Genomic DNA, 17,992 nt, shown 5'->3' with positions numbered 1-17,992 from the left:
GAGAACCTTTCGTGTTCCAAAGATTCTCGATACTATTTTAGGTTTCCGTTGCACTACAGCTAAAATCACTCGAACTGACAATTTGTTTTATAGTAAACTTATTGCAGTTTTTAGTTTTTGTAAGTGTGTCAGTTCGAGTGAATTTCGAGGTACGAGAAATTTGTATCGAGAACCTTTTGTGTTCCAAACCTGTTCTCGATACAAATTTAAGCTTCCGTTGCACTGCAGCTAAAATCACTCGAACTGACAGTTCGTTTTATAGTTAACTTATTGCAGTTTTTTAGTTTTGCAGTATGTCAGTTCGAATGGATTTCAAGGTACGAGAAATTTGTATCGAGAACCTTTCGTGTTCCAAAGATTCTCGATACTATTTTAGGTTTCCGTTGCACTGCAGCTAAAATCACTCGAACTGACAATTCGTTTTATTATCAACTTATTGCAGTTTTTAATTATTGTAAGTATGTCCGTTCGAGTGAATTTCTAGTTACGAGAAATTTGTATCGAGAACCTTTCGTGTTCCAAAGATTCTCGATACTATTTTAGGTTTCCGTTGCACTACAGCTAAAATCACTCGAACTGACAGTTCGTTTTGTAATCAACTTATTGCAGTTTTTTAGTTTTGCAGTATGTCAGTTCGAGTGAATTTCGAGGTACGAGAAATTTGTATCGAGAACCTTTCGTGTTCCAGAGGTTCTCGATACATCTTAGGCTTCGGTTATACTACAGCTAAAATCACTCGAACTGACAGTTCGTTTTTTTACTTACCTTATTGCAGTTTTTAATTATTGTAAGTATGTCAGTTCGAGTGAGTTTTTGAGGTACGAAAAAATTAGTATCGAGAACCTTGCGTGTTCCAGAGGTTCTCGATACATCTTAGGCTTCGGTTATACTACAGCTAAAATTATTCTTTCAGACGATTGTCTATTCTTTTAAAATGACAAAACGCCAGAGTTACTTCTTGTTACAAATTCTACCCCTAAAGAAACATAATCAACCCAACCAAGGTTGGCAGGATCACCGGCATCTATTACTTGGTTAAAAGACACGCCAACACCAAAATTAATCTTACGACTTGAGTTGATTCTTAGTTTTGTGATGATGTAGCCGTTGCCAAGATAAATTATTTGAAACGGTGGATTACTACTTATTAGTTGATGTCCATCCAAAACTTCCACGTCAGTAACATATGTAAAAGTCCCAAGAGATTGGGTTGTAAAGGAGGTTCTCCAAAGAACAAATATAGAGCGTATGTAAAATTTATTTCCTGAAGAAAATGTAGGCGTTGGAATGGCATAATGAACAAATGACTGATATTCATTCTTTAACTCTGAAAAACCAGTAATACGGGTCCCATTTTTGTTTCTTGAAATATTTGAAAATACTTCAGGTTTTTCAATATGTATACTTGTTCCATGTATCCACATCACCTGTTGTAATATTTCTTCTTCAACCGGTAATGTAGGTTTTTCGAATGCAAAAAATAAAGTAGAAAACTCTTGATTGCCTAACCCAGAAATTTCAGTTAATTGATTAATGGTAGTAAAGCCACCTAGTTTATTTCGATGTGCTATTATGGATTCAGATAATTCTGTCAAGTTAGAAACATCCCTATTTTTTTTAAAAACGTCTTCAATTTCTTTAGAAGTGCTCGCATTATTGAATAAATCTAAAACAGGTTTAAAGTCTTGTTCTGCAGTGCCTTGGTAATTCCCTTCCTTGTTTTTCATAATAATAGATTTTATTAGTTAAAAATGATTTTCTATTTTATATAGGGAACAACTTATGGATATGCTTGATAAAGCTTAAGGAGGGGAGCAGTTTAGATGCTAATAAAGAATAAACTTACAATTTGTAGTCCACCTACAATTATAGGAATATGTAAAAGGCCGTAAATTTTGTATAAATGGAATGTTTTTAGAATATAAAGTCCGTGTCAAAGCAGTTGTTGTTCACGTGATAGTTCCAGTAGATTTCGAGGTACGATAAATTTGTATCGAGAATCTTTCGTGCTCCAAACCTGTTCTCGATACAATTTTAGGCTTCCGTTGCACTACAGCTAAAATCACTCGAACTGACAATTCGTTTTATTATCAACTTATTGCAGTTTTTAATTATTGTAAGTATGTCCGTTCGAGTGAATTTCTAGTTACGAGAAATTTGTATCGAGAACCTTTCGTGTTCCAAAGATTCTCGATACTATTTTAGGTTTCAGTTGCACTACAGCTAAAATCACTCGAACTGACAATTCGTTTTATAGTCAACTTATTGCAGTTTTTAATTATTGTAAGTATGTCCGTTCGAGTGGATTTCGAGGAACGAAAAAATTTGTATCTAGAACCTTGCGTGTACCAAACCTGTTCTCAATACAATTTTAGGCTTCCGTTGCACTGCAGCTAAAATCAATCGAACTGACAATTCGTTTTATTATCAACTTATTGCAGTTTTTAATTATTGTAAGCATGTCCGTTCGAGTGAATTTCGAGGTATGAGAAATTTGTATCGAGAACCTTTCCTGCTCCAAACCTGTTCTCGATACTATTTTGGCTTCCGTTGCACTGCAGCATAAAATCACTAGAACTGACAGTTCGTTTTTTTACTCACCTTATTGCAGTTATCAGTATTGTAATATGTCAGGTCGAGTGGATTTCGAGGTACGAGAAATTTGTATCGAGAACCTTGCGTGTTCCAGAGGTTCTCGATATATCTTAGGCTTTGGTTATACTACAGCTAAAATTAATGGAACTGACAGAGTGCCTAATTAGTAATAGGTATAAAGTATTGAGTACGGAGTACTTAGAATTAAAAAACACGAAGTGTTACCAAAAACGAACAACGAACAACCAACAACTATTTCTTAGTTGCCTCAAAAAACTTCTCGTTGATTCCGTCAATGTAATCTAAGAGTTCGTCGCGACCACTGCGGTGACTTGCGCTGGTAACGAAATGTGGCGGAGCTTCTTCCCACATATCGGCCTTAAGCGTGTCTAAATACGTTTGTACATCGCGCTCAACGGCTTTAGGTTTTAACTTATCTGCCTTGGTGAAGATAATGGCAAACGGTATTGCGTTTTCGCCCATCCATTGCATAAACTCCATGTCTATAGGTTGTGGCTCATGGCGTATGTCTACAAGCACGAAAGAACAGACGAGCTGCTCGCGTTGTAGAAAGTAATTGGTAATATATTTCTGAAAGGTCTTTTTATCGCGTTTAGAGACACGTGCATACCCATACCCAGGTAAATCGACCAAGAACCAATTTTCATTGATTTTAAAATGGTTGATGAGTTGGGTTTTTCCAGGTCTACCAGAGGTCTTCGCCAAGCTCTTGCGCTCGGTCAACATATTTATTAATGAAGATTTACCCACATTAGAACGCCCGATAAAGGCGTACTCAGGTAAAGGTTCATTAGGGCATCGTGCAACATCAGAGTTGCTAATTACAAAGTCGGCCGACTTTATTTTCATCCGTAGGGAATTTTAAAAGTTGTTTTTCTGCAACCAATTATCAAGAATGGTATTGAACTCATCTGGGTGCTCCATCATAGGTGCATGTCCACATTCATCAATCCAAAATAAATCAGAATTAGGTAGTAGCTCATCAAAAAGTTCAGCTACATCTGGCGGTGTTACACTATCGTTCTTTCCCCAAATAATACAGGTAGGGGTTTTCATTTTAGGTAAATCTTGCGCCATATTATGACGTATCGCACTTTTTGCAATTGCTAAAGTCTTTACCAATTTTACTCTATCGTTCACTGTAGCGAAAACTTCGTCTACAATTTCTTTAGTCGCTATTTCTGGATCATAAAAAACATCTTGTGCCTTTTTCTTAATGAACTCATAATCACCACGCTTAGGGTAACCATCACCCATGGCACTCTCGTAAAGACCAGAACTACCGGTAATCACCAAAGCTTTCACCTTTGCAGGATACATTTTGGTATATAAAAGTCCGATATGGCCACCTAATGAGTTACCCAAAAGAATAACATCATCTAGCTCTTTATATTCGATAAATTTCTTGAGGTACTTGGCAAAGTTCTTAACCGTAGTCTTAAGCATTGGCATTGAGTACAGCGGTAATTCTGGTATCAGCACCTTATATCCCTTTGGAGGAAAAAAGGTGTTTACGCCCTCAAAATTACTGAGTCCGCCCATTAGACCGTGAAGAATAATTATGGTTTTGCCCTCTCCTTTTTCAATGTAACTAAACTTACCGTCGTTTTTTAAATCATTTTCCATGCACGCTGCTCATCATAATTGCCCAAATATAGGGAATTACCGAGAATAGCAAACAACTCTTTTCGATTAGGTGTACACTCAATTTTTATGTTTTAAGATTTTTCAAGAATTAGGGGTCAAGTGGGAATTTTTACTTGAAAAGAGGAGTTAGGTGTTAAAAGGTGTTCAAAAGTGGGGTAATTTATTAACAAAGTGGATTTTAGTGGTAAAATGTGGTAATAATATTTATATATTTGAGTTATATAAATAAACACCAGCCATTTTGGACATCTATTTCTTTGGGACATTCAACTGTAAAGCAGACGCTAAGGGGCGTATTATGCTCCCTATCGCTTTGCGAAATCAGGTTGCCCCAATACTAAAAGAGGGTTTTTTTATAAAGAAATCTTACCTGAGCGAATGTTTGGAACTATACCCGGCATACGAATGGAACAGGGTGATGGCAGAATTGAACGAAAAAAGCAGGTTCGATGAAGAGAACCTACAATTTATAAGAATGTACACGGCAGGCTTGCGACAAGTAGAAGTAGATGCCACCGGAAGATTATTGATCCCTAAGGATATTATTTCATTGGCAGGTATTACAAAAGAAGTAGTAATTGCGCCAATTGGTAAGCGATTAGAGATTTGGGACAAGAAGGCTTATGATGAATCTATCAGTGCAACGAAAGAAGAGAAGGTGAAGTTGGCGAAGCGCGTAATGTTAGGAGAAAAAACTACAGGAGATGTATCATAACCCCGTAATGCTGAAAGAATCAGTAGATGGCTTGGACATCAAAGAGAATGGAATTTATGTAGATGTGACATTTGGTGGTGGCGGTCATTCTAAAGAGATATTAAAAAGATTAGGAGCAGAAGGCAAATTGTACGCCTTTGATCAAGATGAAGATGCGCAGGCAAATACACTTGGAGATCCACGTTTTACGCTAATAGCGGAAAATTTTAGGTACATCGCTCAATTTTTAAAGTTCTATGGCATTCGGAAAGTAGATGGAATCTTAGCAGATTACGGAGTTTCATCGCATCAGTTCGATCAGGCCGAAAGAGGGTTTTCTACTCGTTTCGATGCTGATTTAGATATGCGGATGAGCAAACGTAATACGCTTTCTGCCTATGAGGTGGTGAACAAATATACGTATGACGATTTACGTAAGGTATTGTTCGATTATGGCGATATCAGAAATGCCAACGCCATGGCGAAAGTATTGATCGCAAGTAGAGAGGTAGAGGAGATTAGAACCACCGATGCTTTAAAGCAGGCGTTGAAGCAGTTTTTACCAGAGCATAAGCAGCATAAAATATTAGCTCAGATATATCAGGCGATTCGTATAGAAGTGAATCAAGAGATTGAAGTGATCAAGGAGTTTTTAGAGCAAGTGCCAGATTTATTGAAACCGAAAGGGCGATTGAGTGTTATAAGTTACCACTCTTTAGAAGATAGGTTGGTAAAACGATTTATACGAGCCGGACAGTTTGAAGGAGAGCCTGAAAAGGATTTTTATGGCAATATAGATGTGCCATTGAAAAAGGTAGGCGGATTGATAATTCCGTCGCGAGAAGAAATAAAAAAGAATAACAGAGCACGTAGTGCGAAATTGAGAATAGCAGAGCGTAATGACGAAAAATAAAATGAAAACTGGGGTCTTAGACCTGTTGAAAGGCAAATTTTTGGTGAGCGGTGACGCCCCTAAGAATTGGCTATTCATCATTTTCATTTCGTTTTTGGCAACGGTAATGATTAGTAGCTCACACAGTGCTGATCAGAAAGTACACCAAATCGCTTTATTGAATGAGGAAGTAAAAGAGCTTAGAAACGAGTTTGTAGACATGCGGTCAGATGTGCAGCAGTTGAAACTAGAATCTAACATTACAGGTAAGATTTCTGAGAAAGGATTGTATCCTTCAGAAACACCGCCACAAAAAATTAGGGTCAAATCTTTAAATGAAAAAGAATAAATGGCCGCAACAGATAAGAGTATACTTAAACGACTATATATTGTAGCAGCATTTCTTGTGCTGTTCGCTGGTGCTGTGCTTTTTAAGCTAGTATCCATTCAAATTGTTGATGGCGAAAAATATAAGGCCTTAGCAGAAACACGAACTTCACACATTTTTACGATTGAGCCTAATAGAGGTAATCTGTATTCAGATGATGGTAGCCTTTTGGCAACATCGGTTTCTAAATATACTATTCGTTTTGATGCGGTTACGGTAAGTAATGTTGATTTTAAACAAAATATTAAGCCTTTATCAGATGCATTGGCGAAGCAATTCGGTAATACATCTTCTCACTACCAACAAATTCTTAGAAAAGCCAAGGAGAATAAAAATAGATATGCGCTTATTGTGCGTAATCTAGATTACTCCGATTATATGGCCGTAAAATCCTTCCCGCTTTTTAATAAAGGTGCGTATAAGGGCGGATTGATCATTGAGCAAAAAACAAAAAGAGAGCATCCATTAGGTAAAATTGCTGAACGTAGTGTTGGTTATGAGCGTGTAGATGAAAATGGTTACCGTACTCGTGTGGGTATGGAAGGTGCTTTTGGTGAATACCTAAGAGGAATAGAAGGTAAACGTGCCAAGCAAAAAATCGCGAAAGGACTCTGGAAGCCAATTGGCAACGATAATATTATAGAGCCTAAAGATGGCTATGATGTGTATTCTACCATTGATATTAATATACAAGATATAGCGCACCATGCTTTATTGAAGCAATTGGAGCTGTACAAGGCAGATCACGGAACGGTAATCGTAATGGAGGTGAAGACCGGTGAAGTAAAAGCGATTGCTAATCTAGGTCAAACCCCTGAAGGTAAATACTACGAGCGTCTGAACTATGCAATCGGCGAATCTCATGAGCCAGGTTCTACATTTAAGTTAATGAATTTGGTAGCTGCCCTAGAAGATAAGGTGGTTGATACCAGTACGGTAATTGATACCGAAAAAGGAAGTTGGAAAATATATAAGCACTGGGTAAAAGATACCAAGCGTGGCGGGCATGGTGAGATATCTGTAGCCAAAGCTTTTGAAGTATCGTCAAATGTTGCGTTTGCCAAAATGATACACAATGGGTATAAGAACAATCCAGAGAAATATGTGAATCGTTTAATGAGTATGGGTATTCATAAAGAATTAGGATTACCTGTGCGTGGCGAAGGCGTACCTGTTTTAAGATACCCTGGTGATAAAGGTTGGTCAGGATTGTCTTTGGCGCAAATGGCTTACGGTTATGAGGTTTCTATGACACCATTACAAACATTGGCATTCTATAATGCCATTGCAAATGATGGTGAAATGGTGAAGCCAAGACTTTTAAAAGAAGTTAAGGAGTGGGACAAGACTATTGAAAAGTTCGAAAAGAAAGTATTGTATCCGGCAATCTGTTCACAAGAAACGGTTAAAAAAGTACAAAAGATTTTAAAGGATGTAGTTGAGAAGAAAACGGGTACAGGTCACGGCATGTATTCGAAAAACTTTTCTATGGCGGGTAAAACAGGCACTACACAAACCAATTATGTGTCTAAGGATAGAAATAAATACGAATATATTTCTTCGTTTGCAGGCTATTTTCCAGCAGACAACCCCAAATACTCTTGTATCGTAGTCATTCATAAGCCAGACAAGAGTGTTGGGTATTATGGTGCCGATGTATCAGGTCCGGTATTTAAATCCGTAGCACAAAAAGTTTACGCTACATCGCCATTAACAAGTGAGGTCGATGTAAAACATGTATTGATTGCTAGTGCTGATGCTTCTTACCAAAATTATTACAAGAATGCCCAGCAGAAATATGCGGAAGTACCTAATGTAAAAGGTATGAGTGGTATGGATGCTATTTCGATTTTAGAGAATTTAGGTATAGAAGTAGAGGTGAAAGGAAATGGAACGGTAAAACGTCAGTCCATCTCGAAAGGAACCGATATAAAAACAGTAAAGAAAATAGTATTAGAATTAATATGAAATTATTGAAAGACATATTATATGGAGTACATCTTACCGCAGTTAGCGGTACGACCTCTTGTGATGTTGCTTCAGTTCGTTTCGATTCTAGAGAAGTGCAAAAGGGTGATGCTTTTGTTGCTATAAAAGGCACGTTGACCGATGGCCATAAATATATCGATGTAGTTGTGTCAGCTGGTGCGCGAGCTATTATTTGCGAGCAATTGCCTGCAAACATGGTAGACGATGTTACCTATGTTCAGGTAGAAAATGGCAATCAGGCTTTGGCTTTAATGGCTTCTAATTATTACGATACACCTTCTAAAAATTTAAAATTAGTTGGTGTTACGGGTACCAATGGTAAAACGACCGTATCGAGTTTGTTATATCAGTTGTTTAAAAAAGCAGGATATAAAGTTGGCTTATTATCTACGATTAAAATAATGGTAGATGACACTGAGTATCCAACAAAACATACCACTCCCGATGCATTGGTTATCAACAAGCATTTGCAATTAATGAACGATGCCGGTGTTGAGTTTTGCTTTATGGAAGTGAGTTCGCACGGTATACATCAAAAAAGAACGGAAGGTTTGGTATTTGAGGGAGCGATTTTTACGAATCTGTCTCATGACCATTTAGACTACCATAAAACCTTTGCTGAATATCGCGATACAAAAAAGATATTGTTTGATCAGTTGCCGAAGAAGGCATTTGCCCTTACAAACATTGATGATAAGAACGGCTTGGTCATGTTGCAAAATACCAAGGCTAGAAAATATACCTACGCGTTAAAAAATTATGCGGATTATCGTGCGCAGGTTTTAGAAAATCAGTTCGATGGTCAGTTGTTGAAAATCAATGATAATGAACTGTGGATTAAATTAATAGGTCAATTCAATGCCTATAATATGTTGGCTATTTACGCCACCGCAGATCTATTAGGGCTAGAAAAAATAGAAACGCTTCGCTTGTTGAGTGAACTGGATAATGTAGATGGAAGGTTTCAATATTATATATCAAAAAATAAAATTACGGCTATAGTTGATTATGCCCATACGCCGGACGCTCTAAAAAATGTGCTTGAGACAATCAACACGTTGAGAACTGGAAATGAAAACGTCATCACCGTTGTGGGGTGTGGTGGCGATAGAGACAGATCTAAGCGTCCGGTAATGGGTAATATCGCATCAGAAATGAGCAACAAAGTTATTTTCACTTCTGATAATCCTAGAACAGAATCCCCTTCTGAGATTATTGCAGAAATGGAAGCAGGAGTTGAACCGCAACACGTAAAAAAGATTTTATCGATTGAGAATAGAGAGCAAGCCATTAAAACGGCATGCCAATTAGCAAACGATAATGATATTATTTTGGTGGCAGGTAAAGGTCATGAGACCTACCAAGAAACCAACGGAGTACGAATAGATTTCGACGATTTTAAAATTGTAAAAGAGCTTTTAAACAGCTTAGATAAGTAACATTGGCTTGAGAACGCCATAATGAAAAAACTATGTTAACCTACCTGTTCGAATATTTAGAAAAACAATACCAGTTTCCTGGGGCTACGCTGTTTCAGTTTTATACGTTCCGTGCGGCTATGGCTATCCTGTTTTCTTTAATTATCGCCACAGCTTTTGGTAAGCGTATCATTCTTTTTCTTCAAAAGCAACAAGTAGGTGAAACCATTAGAGATTTAGGTCTTGATGGTCAAAAGCAAAAAGCAGGTACGCCAACGATGGGTGGTATCATTATTATTTTGGCAACGTTGATTCCGGTAATACTTTTCGCTCGCTTAGATAATATTTATATTATTCTTTTGATTTTCACCATGTTATGGATGGGTGCTATCGGATTCTTAGATGATTATATCAAAGTATTTAAAAAGAATAAAGAAGGGTTAAAAGGAAGGTTTAAAGTTCTAGGGCAAGTTACGTTAGGTATTATCGTTGGTGCGGTACTTTATTTTCACCCAGAGGTAACCATGCGCGACCATGATCAAACTATAATCACCAATGATTATACAATAGAGCAAGTAAAAGGCCCGGAAATTAAGTCCACCATGACTACCGTTCCTTTCATGAAGAACAATGAATTCGATTATGGAGACTTTATTGGTTGGATGGGAGAAGGAGCGCAAGAATATGCTTGGTTGATCTTTATTCCTGTCATTATTCTAATTGTAACAGCAGTATCTAACGGAGCAAACCTAACCGATGGTATCGATGGGCTCGCCGCAGGTACATCGGCTATCATTGTATTTTCGCTTGGCATATTTGCTTTGGTTTCGGGTAATGTTTTTTTCTCCGATTATCTCGATATCATGTATATACCAAGGGTTGGAGAGTTGCTGATATTTATTACTGCATTTGTAGGAGCGTTAATAGGGTTTTTATGGTACAACGCCTTCCCAGCACAAGTATTTATGGGAGATACAGGAAGTTTAACTATTGGGGGTGTTATTGCCGTAATCGCAATAATCGTTCGTAAAGAATTATTAATACCTGTATTGTGTGGAATATTTTTCGCGGAGTCACTTTCAGTGATGCTACAAGTAGGCTATTTCAAGTATTCACGAAATAAATATGGAGAGGGCAGACGCATCTTTTTAATGTCACCATTGCATCATCACTACCAGAAAAAAGGATATCACGAAAGTAAGATCGTAACCCGTTTTTGGATTGTAGGAATACTATTGGCCATTATAACCATAGTGACCTTAAAAATTAGATAAATGGCGTTGTTGGTAGTTCTCGGAGGTGGAGAAAGTGGAGTAGGAACAGCTATTTTAGGATTAAAAAAAGGATACGATGTTTTTGTATCCGATAAAGGAAAAATTAAAGAGAAGTATAAAAACGTTCTTGAACATTTTGGAATTGATTGGGAAGAAGAGAAGCATTCTGAAGACCGCATTTTAAAAGCCGACTTAGTAATGAAGAGTCCGGGAATACCAGATAAGGTACCCTTGGTGAAGCAGTTGGTTGAAAAAGGCATTCCTGTATTGTCAGAGATTGAATTTGCATCAAAATATACCGATGCTAAAATCATCGGTATTACGGGAAGTAATGGAAAAACGACCACTACGATGCTTACGAACCATATACTCGCCAATGGCGGATTAAAGGTTGGTATGGCAGGTAATATCGGTGATAGTTATGCGAAGATGGTTGCGGAGAATGATTTTGAGTATTACGTACTCGAGATAAGCAGTTTTCAATTAGATGGTATTGTGGATTTTAAACCACATATCGCCGTCATCACGAATATTTCGCCAGATCATTTAGATCGCTATGAGTATTCATTTGAAAACTATATCGCTTCAAAATTCAGAATAGCGGAGAACCAAGACGAAAACGATTATTTGATATATGATGCAGATGATACGGTCTTGGTAAAATGGCTTAAAGAACACCCGGTCAAATCAAAATTATTGCCCTTTTCATTGAACAAAGTATTTGAAGAAGGTGCATTTATAGAACAAAACGAAATAATAATAAAAACAAAAACAGACACTATTAGCATGATTAAAGACTCTTTGGCCTTAGAAGGTCAACACAATGTAAAGAACACGATGGCAGCTGCCACTATTGCAAAATTAGTCGGTATCCGTAAGGAAACGATTAGAGCTTGTGTGTCAAATTTTCAAGGGGCTCCCCACCGTTTGGAGAAGGTCTTGAAAATTCATCATGTAACGTATATAAACGACTCGAAGGCGACCAATGTAAATGCGGCCTATTATGCTTTAGACAGCATGAAATCACCAACGGTTTGGATCGTAGGTGGTGTAGATAAAGGTAATGAGTATATGGAGTTGATGCCTTTGGTGCGTGAGAAAGTAAAAGCGATTATATGCTTGGGTGAGAATAACGAGAAGATTAAACATGTATTCGGTAATGCCGTAGATCTTATGGTAGAGACATTTGCAATGGAAGAGGCTGTGAAAGTAGCCTATAAAATTGCGGAACGTGGCGATACTGTTTTGTTGTCACCGGCGTGTGCAAGTTTCGATTTGTTTAAAAACTATGAAGATCGCGGAGATCAATTTAAGAACTGTGTAAAGAACCTATAAGGTGTTGAATATACTGCAAAAAATAAAAGGAGATAAAGCCATTTGGGCCATTGCGGCACTACTGGCTCTATTTTCATTTTTACCAGTGTATAGTGCTAGTAGTAACTTGGTGTATGTAGTGGGTAATGGAACCACTGTGGGGCATTTGGTAAAACATGCTATACTGCTGTTCTTGGGTTTTGGTATTATTTATGGTATACATAAAATACCAACGCATTTTTTTAAAGGGCTTTCTATGATTGCCCTACCTATTGTTTTAGTGCTTTTAATTTTTGTTTTGGCGCAAGGTACTTCTGGTGGTGGTACCAATGATAGCCGATGGATACGCATACCATTAGTAGGCTTCGGTTTTCAGCCCTCTAACTTGGCAGCGGTTGTTTTAATGATTTATGTAGCACGTTATTTTTCTAAGGTTAGGGAAATTAAAATTACGTTCAAAGAGAGTATTTTGCCATTGTGGCTTCCTGTTTTCTTGGTGGTAGCTTTGATTTTACCAGCTAACTTTTCTACGGCAGGCATTGTATTTTCAATGGTGATGGTTTTGTGTTTTTTGGGAGGATACCCTATGAAATATTTATTAAGCATCGTAGGCACAGGAATACTATGTCTGACCATGTTCATTTTAACGGCAAAAGCTTTTCCAGATTTATTCCCGAATAGGGTTGATACTTGGATGAGCCGTATCGATAGCTTCTCAAATCCGGAAGATACTGAGGCTAATTACCAAATAGAAAGAGCAAAAATTGCCATTGCAACTGGGGGTATAGTTGGTAAAGGTGCTGGTAAGAGTGTTCAAAAGAACTTTTTACCACAGAGTTCATCAGATTTTATCTATGCTATAATAGTTGAGGAATACGGATTAATAGGCGGTTTTGCTTTGATGTTCTTTTACTTGCTTTTACTGTTTCGTATTGTGGTAGTAGCCAATGGTTGCACAACGATATTCAGTAAGTTGTTAGTGTTAGGTGTTGGACTACCGATTGTTTTTCAAGCGATGATTAATATGGCGGTAGCTGTAGAGTTGTTCCCGGTAACGGGTCAGAACCTACCCTTGATCAGTAGTGGAGGTACATCGAGTTGGATGACTTGCTTGGCCATAGGAATTATATTAAGTGCGAGTAATAAGAGTATAGCGCAGGAGAGTTCTTCTGCACATAATATAGATGAGACAAACCCATTAGAGATATTAAGTGGGCAATTATAAATTCATCTTATCGGGTGGTGGTACAGGCGGACATATTTATCCGGCCATAGCGATCGCTAATGAATTGAAGAGAAGGCATCCTGATGCGGAATTTTTATTCGTAGGCGCGAAGGATAGAATGGAGATGGAAAAAGTGCCACAAGCTGGGTATAAAATCGAAGGATTGTGGATTACAGGGATACAGCGGAAACTGACCCTTAAGAATTTAATGTTTCCGATAAAATTGATAAGTAGTTTAATGAAAGCAAATAGCATCGTATCGAAGTTTAAGCCCCATGCCGTAATTGGTACTGGTGGTTTTGCTAGTGGTCCTTTGTTAAAAATGGCCACCTTAAAAGGGATACCATGCGTGTTGCAGGAACAGAATTCTTTTGCAGGAATTACCAATAAACTATTAAAAGATAAAGTGGAGAAAATCTGTGTGGCGTATGATGGCATGGAGCAATTTTTTCCGAAAGATAAAATTGTAAAAACAGGTAATCCCGTTCGTTCAGATTTGGTAGTGCTTAAAGCGACCAAAAATGAAGCATTAGACTATTTTGAACTGAAGGCAGATAAGAAAACGCTTTTGGTCTTGGGTGGTAGCTTAGGAGCAAGACGTATTAATCAATTGGTGGCTGATCATTTAGCCTATTTTGAAGAACTAGGCTTGCAAGTGATATGGCAATGCGGAAAAGGGTATTACGAAACATATAAGGTAAATCAGTCCGAAACTATTAAAGTTCATGCTTTTTTAAACACGATGGATAAAGCCTATGTAGCTGCCGACTTTATAATTTCTCGTGCAGGAGCAGGAGCGGTGTCAGAATTATGTTTGGTGGGTAAACCAACCTTCTTTATTCCGTCGCCCGTGGTTGCCGAAGATCATCAGACTAAAAATGCATTATCGCTAGTAGGTCATAATGCGGCAATTATGATTCGAGAGAATGATTTAGACACGCAGTTTAAAACGGAATTTGAAGCAGTGTTTAATTCTCCTGAAAAACAAGCAGAATTATCTAAGAACAGTAAGGCGTTGGCATTACCAAATGCTACTGCGGACATCTGTGATGAAATAGAAAAACTATTAAAGTAAAATGAATTTAGAGCAAATACATAACGTGTATTTTATAGGTATAGGCGGCATTGGTATGTCTGCCTTGGCTCGGTATTTTGCTTTTATAAATAAATCGGTTGCCGGTTATGACAAAACAGAGAGTCCGCTAACACAAGAGTTATCAAAATCTGGTATTGCCATACATTACAGTGATGATTTGGAACTGATTCCTAACGAGTTTAAGAATTCTGAAAATACACTAGTCGTTTATACTCCGGCAGTACCGTCCAGTCATTCTGAATATCAGTATTTCTTAACCAATGGTTTTATAATTAAGAAACGTTCAGAAGTGTTGGGACTTATTACAAAAGATTCGTTCTGTTTTGCTGTTGCTGGTACGCATGGTAAAACAACAACCTCGAGTATACTGGCGCATTTATTAAAAGAAACAGGCGTATCGATGACGGCTTTTTTAGGCGGAATTTCAGAAGACTTCAATAGTAATTTTCTATTGGAAGGCACTGATTATTCTGTTGTGGAGGCCGATGAGTTTGATCGTTCATTTATGCAGTTGACACCTAATGTGGCATGTGTAACCTCAATGGATGCAGATCATTTGGATATATATGGTGATGCACAAGAATTGGAGCGAACATTTGTTGATTTTACAAAACGATTAAAACCGGGCGGAAAACTATTCGTTCGTAATGGTTTGCCTTTAGCCGGGTTGACCTATGGTATTGAAGACGATTCGGATTATTGTATCCGGAACATAAAAATAGAACATGGCACCTACATTTTCGATTTGGAGACCCCTGAAGTAAACCTGAAAGGGGTCGAATTCAACAAACCAGGAAGGCACAATTTGCTTAACGGTTTGGTAGCTTTTGCGATGGCGATGCAATCAGGTTCCCCGCCGCATCGCCTTGCTGAGGCTCTATCGACTTTTAAAGGAGTGCAGAGGCGTTTTTCTTATAAAATTAAAAATGATGATTTTATTTTTATAGATGATTATGCCCATCATCCAACAGAAATCAATGCAGTTTTTGAAGCGATTTCAGAAATGCATCCGAATAAAAAAGTATTGGCCATTTTTCAACCACATCTATTTTCAAGAACACGAGATTTTGCTGATGATTTTGCAAAAAGCTTATCTCGATTCGAGAATATTTTGTTGTTAGATATCTATCCAGCAAGGGAAGAACCGATTGAAGGAATAGATTCAAATTGGTTGCTTGAGAAAATGACAACAAGCAATAAAAAATTAATTTCAAAAGAACAAATCATTTCTGAAATTAAAATCCAGAATCCAGAAGTTTTAGTAACAATGGGAGCAGGGGATATAGGTTTAGAGGTGATGAAAATTAAAAATGAATTATCGTATGCAGATTAATTGGAATTTTTTAAAGTTGACTGCTTTGATTCTGGTAATCACGGGGTTATACGCTTTTTCGAATAATCGGAATAGCGCTAAGAATGTTGCCGGAATGAAGGTAGAGTTCATTGGTGATGAGAATTTATACCTGACAGAAGGGACGGTTAATAAATTGTTAATACAAAAATATGGTAGCCTTGAAAATGTGCCTAAAGAAAATATAGTTTTGAATACTGTGGAAAAAGCCATTGAGGCCAATGAAATGGTAAAAAGTGCCCAAGTCTATCTTACTATAGATGGTGAGCTTACGTCGAAAATTGTTCAACGGAAACCAATCGGACGAATAGAGGGGGATACGAAGTATTATTTGGATGATGAAGGAAAAAGGATGCCTCTTTCCAATAATCATTCAGCAAGAGTTCCCATAATAACAGGCAATATCAGTGGTAAAAGCCTTGAGGATGTCTATGTCATATTGGAGCATATTAACAATGACGATTTTTTTCGTAAAACGATAATCGGGATTCACATAAAGGGTGAAAACGAATATCAATTGCGATTAAGGCTTAATAATTTTGTAGTGAACTTAGGCGGTATTGAAGATTTAGAGGGGAAGTTCAGCAATTTTAAGGCATTTTATGCCAAAGCGATCAAGGATGAAACCTTGGAGGATTATGCGGTAGTAAGTTTAGAATTCAATAACCAGGTGGTGTGCACTAAAATTTAATAGAAAATGGAACAAACTAAATATTCAGTCGGTCTTGACATCGGAACAACGAAAATCGTTGCCATTATCGGTAAGGAAAATGAATACGGTAAGATCGAGATTTTAGGTATCGGTAAATCCAAAAGTTTAGGTGTACACAGAGGTGTTGTAAATAACATAACACAAACTATAAAATCAATACAACAAGCGGTAGAAGAAGCTGAGGCTAATTCGGGTCTTAAAATTGGTTCTGTAGTTGTCGGTATCGCAGGTCAGCATATAAGAAGCTTACAGCATAGCGATTATATTACGCGCAAAGATTCTGAAGAGGTCATCAATGAAGAAGATTTAGATATCTTAATTAATCAAGTGCACAAATTGATTATGCTTCCTGGTGAGGAGATAATTCACGTATTACCACAAGAATATAAAGTAGATGGCCAAGGAGAAATTCGTGAGCCTATTGGTATGTATGGTGGTCGTTTAGAAGCCAACTTTCATGTAGTTGTAGGGCAAGTAGTTTCCATAAAAAATGTAGGTCGTTGTATTAAGAGTGCGGGTCTAGATTTAGGGAATATTACACTCGAGCCATTGGCATCATCAGATGCGGTATTGAGTCAAGAAGAGAAAGAAGCTGGTGTAGCATTAATCGATATAGGAGGTGGTACTACTGATTTAGCCATATTTAAAGATGGTATTATTAGACATACGGCGGTTATTCCTTTTGGTGGAGGTGTAATTACCGAAGACATCAAAGAAGGTTGTTCTATTATTGAGAAACAGGCCGAGTTGTTGAAAACTAGATTTGGGTCGGCATGGCCAGGGGAGAATAGAGATAATGAAATAGTTTCTATACCAGGTTTACGCGGTAGAGAGCCAAAAGAAATCTCTTTAAAGAATTTATCTAAAATAATTCATGCGCGTGTAGTTGAAATCATAGAGCAAGTCTATGTAGAGATTAAGAACTATGGTCATGAAGAGCAAAAGAAAAAATTAATTGCAGGTATTGTTTTAACAGGTGGCGGTAGTCAACTTAAGCATTTGAAGCAATTAGTTGAATATATAACAGGTATGGATACCAGAATTGGGTATCCGAACGAGCATTTAGCTGGTGATTCAGATGAGGAAGTTGCTAGCCCTTTATACGCTACAGCTGTTGGGCTTTTAATGAATGCAATTAAGAACGAGAAAAAGCTTGAAAGTATTAAGAAGAAATCTCTAGCATCTGAAGAATTTGCGCAAACAGAACAAGAGGAAGTTGAAGCGTTTGCCGGTGTTGATGAGAATGAATATGAAGGTAAAAACAGAATGTACAAGGAAAGAAAATCTGTTTTTGATAAATGGTCTGAAAAGTTAAAAGAGTTTTTAGACAACGCAGAGTAATTAGCATATAGTAAGAATATACATAACCAGTAATA

General features: G+C 37.5%; 15 protein-coding genes. 12 read left to right on the top strand and 3 right to left on the bottom strand.

The features are described from left to right. Positions 1–929: 929 nt before the first annotated feature. From AAC084_RS18640 to AAC084_RS18630, 3 genes are all read right to left on the bottom strand, one after another. Positions 930–1,727 carry a helix-hairpin-helix domain-containing protein gene (locus AAC084_RS18640; protein ID WP_339841784.1) on the bottom strand — a complete coding sequence of 266 codons (798 nt, stop codon included), beginning with the start codon at positions 1,725–1,727 and terminating at the stop codon, positions 930–932. A 1,120-nt stretch (positions 1,728–2,847) separates the two neighbouring features. Further along, entirely contained in the window at positions 2,848–3,465 is a 618-nt protein-coding gene (yihA, locus tag AAC084_RS18635) for a ribosome biogenesis GTP-binding protein YihA/YsxC (RefSeq protein WP_339841783.1), read from the bottom strand. Between the two features lie 12 nt (positions 3,466–3,477). Next, a complete protein-coding gene (locus tag AAC084_RS18630) occupies positions 3,478–4,242 on the bottom strand; it encodes an alpha/beta hydrolase (RefSeq protein WP_339841782.1) in 765 nt (254 codons plus the stop codon). Between the two features lie 262 nt (positions 4,243–4,504). On the opposite strand from AAC084_RS18630, the gene AAC084_RS18625 reads away from it, so the two are divergent. From AAC084_RS18625 to ftsA, 12 genes are read left to right on the top strand one after another with little or no spacing between them, the layout of a single operon-like run. Further along, positions 4,505–4,978 carry a division/cell wall cluster transcriptional repressor MraZ gene (locus tag AAC084_RS18625; protein ID WP_339841780.1) on the top strand — a complete coding sequence of 158 codons (474 nt, stop codon included), beginning with the start codon at positions 4,505–4,507 and terminating at the stop codon, positions 4,976–4,978. Then, entirely contained in the window at positions 4,968–5,870 is a 903-nt protein-coding gene (gene rsmH, locus AAC084_RS18620; protein WP_339841779.1) for a 16S rRNA (cytosine(1402)-N(4))-methyltransferase RsmH, read from the top strand. Before AAC084_RS18625 ends, rsmH begins: the two co-directional genes overlap by 11 nt. Before the next feature lies 1 nt (position 5,871). Then, positions 5,872–6,198, top strand: a complete 327-nt coding sequence (locus AAC084_RS18615; protein WP_339841787.1) for an FtsL-like putative cell division protein — start codon at positions 5,872–5,874, stop codon at positions 6,196–6,198. Continuing rightward, complete coding sequence (locus AAC084_RS18610) at positions 6,199–8,205, top strand: penicillin-binding protein (protein ID WP_339841778.1); 2,007 nt, start codon at positions 6,199–6,201, stop codon at positions 8,203–8,205. It begins immediately after the preceding gene. Beyond that, positions 8,202–9,665, top strand: coding sequence for a UDP-N-acetylmuramoyl-L-alanyl-D-glutamate--2,6-diaminopimelate ligase (locus tag AAC084_RS18605; RefSeq protein ID WP_339841776.1), 1,464 nt, complete (start codon positions 8,202–8,204; stop codon positions 9,663–9,665). The genes AAC084_RS18610 and AAC084_RS18605 overlap by 4 nt, the downstream gene beginning before the upstream one ends. Positions 9,666–9,697: 32 nt before the next feature. Continuing rightward, complete coding sequence (gene mraY, locus AAC084_RS18600; RefSeq protein WP_339841775.1) at positions 9,698–10,918, top strand: phospho-N-acetylmuramoyl-pentapeptide-transferase; 1,221 nt, start codon at positions 9,698–9,700, stop codon at positions 10,916–10,918. Next, positions 10,919–12,253: a UDP-N-acetylmuramoyl-L-alanine--D-glutamate ligase gene (murD, locus tag AAC084_RS18595; RefSeq protein WP_339841774.1), complete on the top strand. Its 1,335-nt coding sequence runs from the start codon at positions 10,919–10,921 to the stop codon at positions 12,251–12,253. It abuts the gene before it with no gap. Between the two features lies 1 nt (position 12,254). Further along, positions 12,255–13,457 carry an FtsW/RodA/SpoVE family cell cycle protein gene (locus AAC084_RS18590; protein WP_339841773.1) on the top strand — a complete coding sequence of 401 codons (1,203 nt, stop codon included), beginning with the start codon at positions 12,255–12,257 and terminating at the stop codon, positions 13,455–13,457. Beyond that, positions 13,444–14,532 (top strand): undecaprenyldiphospho-muramoylpentapeptide beta-N-acetylglucosaminyltransferase, encoded by a 1,089-nt coding sequence (murG, locus tag AAC084_RS18585; protein ID WP_339841772.1) that lies wholly within the window; start codon positions 13,444–13,446, stop codon positions 14,530–14,532. Before AAC084_RS18590 ends, murG begins: the two co-directional genes overlap by 14 nt. A gap of 1 nt (position 14,533) precedes the next feature. After that, the gene (gene murC, locus AAC084_RS18580) at positions 14,534–15,886 is read left to right on the top strand and encodes a UDP-N-acetylmuramate--L-alanine ligase (protein ID WP_339841771.1); all 1,353 of its coding nucleotides are present in this window, start codon (positions 14,534–14,536) and stop codon (positions 15,884–15,886) included. Beyond that, positions 15,876–16,595: a cell division protein FtsQ/DivIB gene (locus AAC084_RS18575; RefSeq protein ID WP_339841770.1), complete on the top strand. Its 720-nt coding sequence runs from the start codon at positions 15,876–15,878 to the stop codon at positions 16,593–16,595. The genes murC and AAC084_RS18575 overlap by 11 nt, the downstream gene beginning before the upstream one ends. 6 nt (positions 16,596–16,601) lie before the next feature. Next, positions 16,602–17,957: a cell division protein FtsA gene (gene ftsA / locus AAC084_RS18570; protein WP_339841769.1), complete on the top strand. Its 1,356-nt coding sequence runs from the start codon at positions 16,602–16,604 to the stop codon at positions 17,955–17,957. The last annotated feature ends 35 nt before the right edge of the window (positions 17,958–17,992 follow it).

The organism is uncultured Maribacter sp., assembly GCF_963977385.1.
Classification (GTDB): Bacteria; Bacteroidota; Bacteroidia; order Flavobacteriales; family Flavobacteriaceae; genus Maribacter.
The sequence above is the reverse complement of the archived record's forward strand: the minus strand, read 5'-3'. Positions and strand labels throughout refer to the sequence as shown.

What these genes read in the sequence shown, in the direction of transcription:
- ftsA (WP_339841769.1), top strand. Translation starts at nt 16,602, where the DNA reads ATGGAACAAACTAAATATTCAGTCGGTCTTGACATCGGAACAACGAAA.
- AAC084_RS18640 (WP_339841784.1), bottom strand. Translation starts at nt 1,727, where the DNA reads ATGAAAAACAAGGAAGGGAATTACCAAGGCACTGCAGAACAAGACTTT.
- AAC084_RS18575 (WP_339841770.1), top strand. Translation starts at nt 15,876, where the DNA reads ATGCAGATTAATTGGAATTTTTTAAAGTTGACTGCTTTGATTCTGGTA.
- AAC084_RS18615 (WP_339841787.1), top strand. Translation starts at nt 5,872, where the DNA reads ATGAAAACTGGGGTCTTAGACCTGTTGAAAGGCAAATTTTTGGTGAGC.
- AAC084_RS18630 (WP_339841782.1), bottom strand. Translation starts at nt 4,242, where the DNA reads ATGGAAAATGATTTAAAAAACGACGGTAAGTTTAGTTACATTGAAAAA.
- mraY (WP_339841775.1), top strand. Translation starts at nt 9,698, where the DNA reads ATGTTAACCTACCTGTTCGAATATTTAGAAAAACAATACCAGTTTCCT.
- yihA (WP_339841783.1), bottom strand. Translation starts at nt 3,465, where the DNA reads ATGAAAATAAAGTCGGCCGACTTTGTAATTAGCAACTCTGATGTTGCA.
- AAC084_RS18610 (WP_339841778.1), top strand. Translation starts at nt 6,199, where the DNA reads ATGGCCGCAACAGATAAGAGTATACTTAAACGACTATATATTGTAGCA.
- rsmH (WP_339841779.1), top strand. Translation starts at nt 4,968, where the DNA reads ATGTATCATAACCCCGTAATGCTGAAAGAATCAGTAGATGGCTTGGAC.
- murD (WP_339841774.1), top strand. Translation starts at nt 10,919, where the DNA reads ATGGCGTTGTTGGTAGTTCTCGGAGGTGGAGAAAGTGGAGTAGGAACA.
- murC (WP_339841771.1), top strand. Translation starts at nt 14,534, where the DNA reads ATGAATTTAGAGCAAATACATAACGTGTATTTTATAGGTATAGGCGGC.
- AAC084_RS18605 (WP_339841776.1), top strand. Translation starts at nt 8,202, where the DNA reads ATGAAATTATTGAAAGACATATTATATGGAGTACATCTTACCGCAGTT.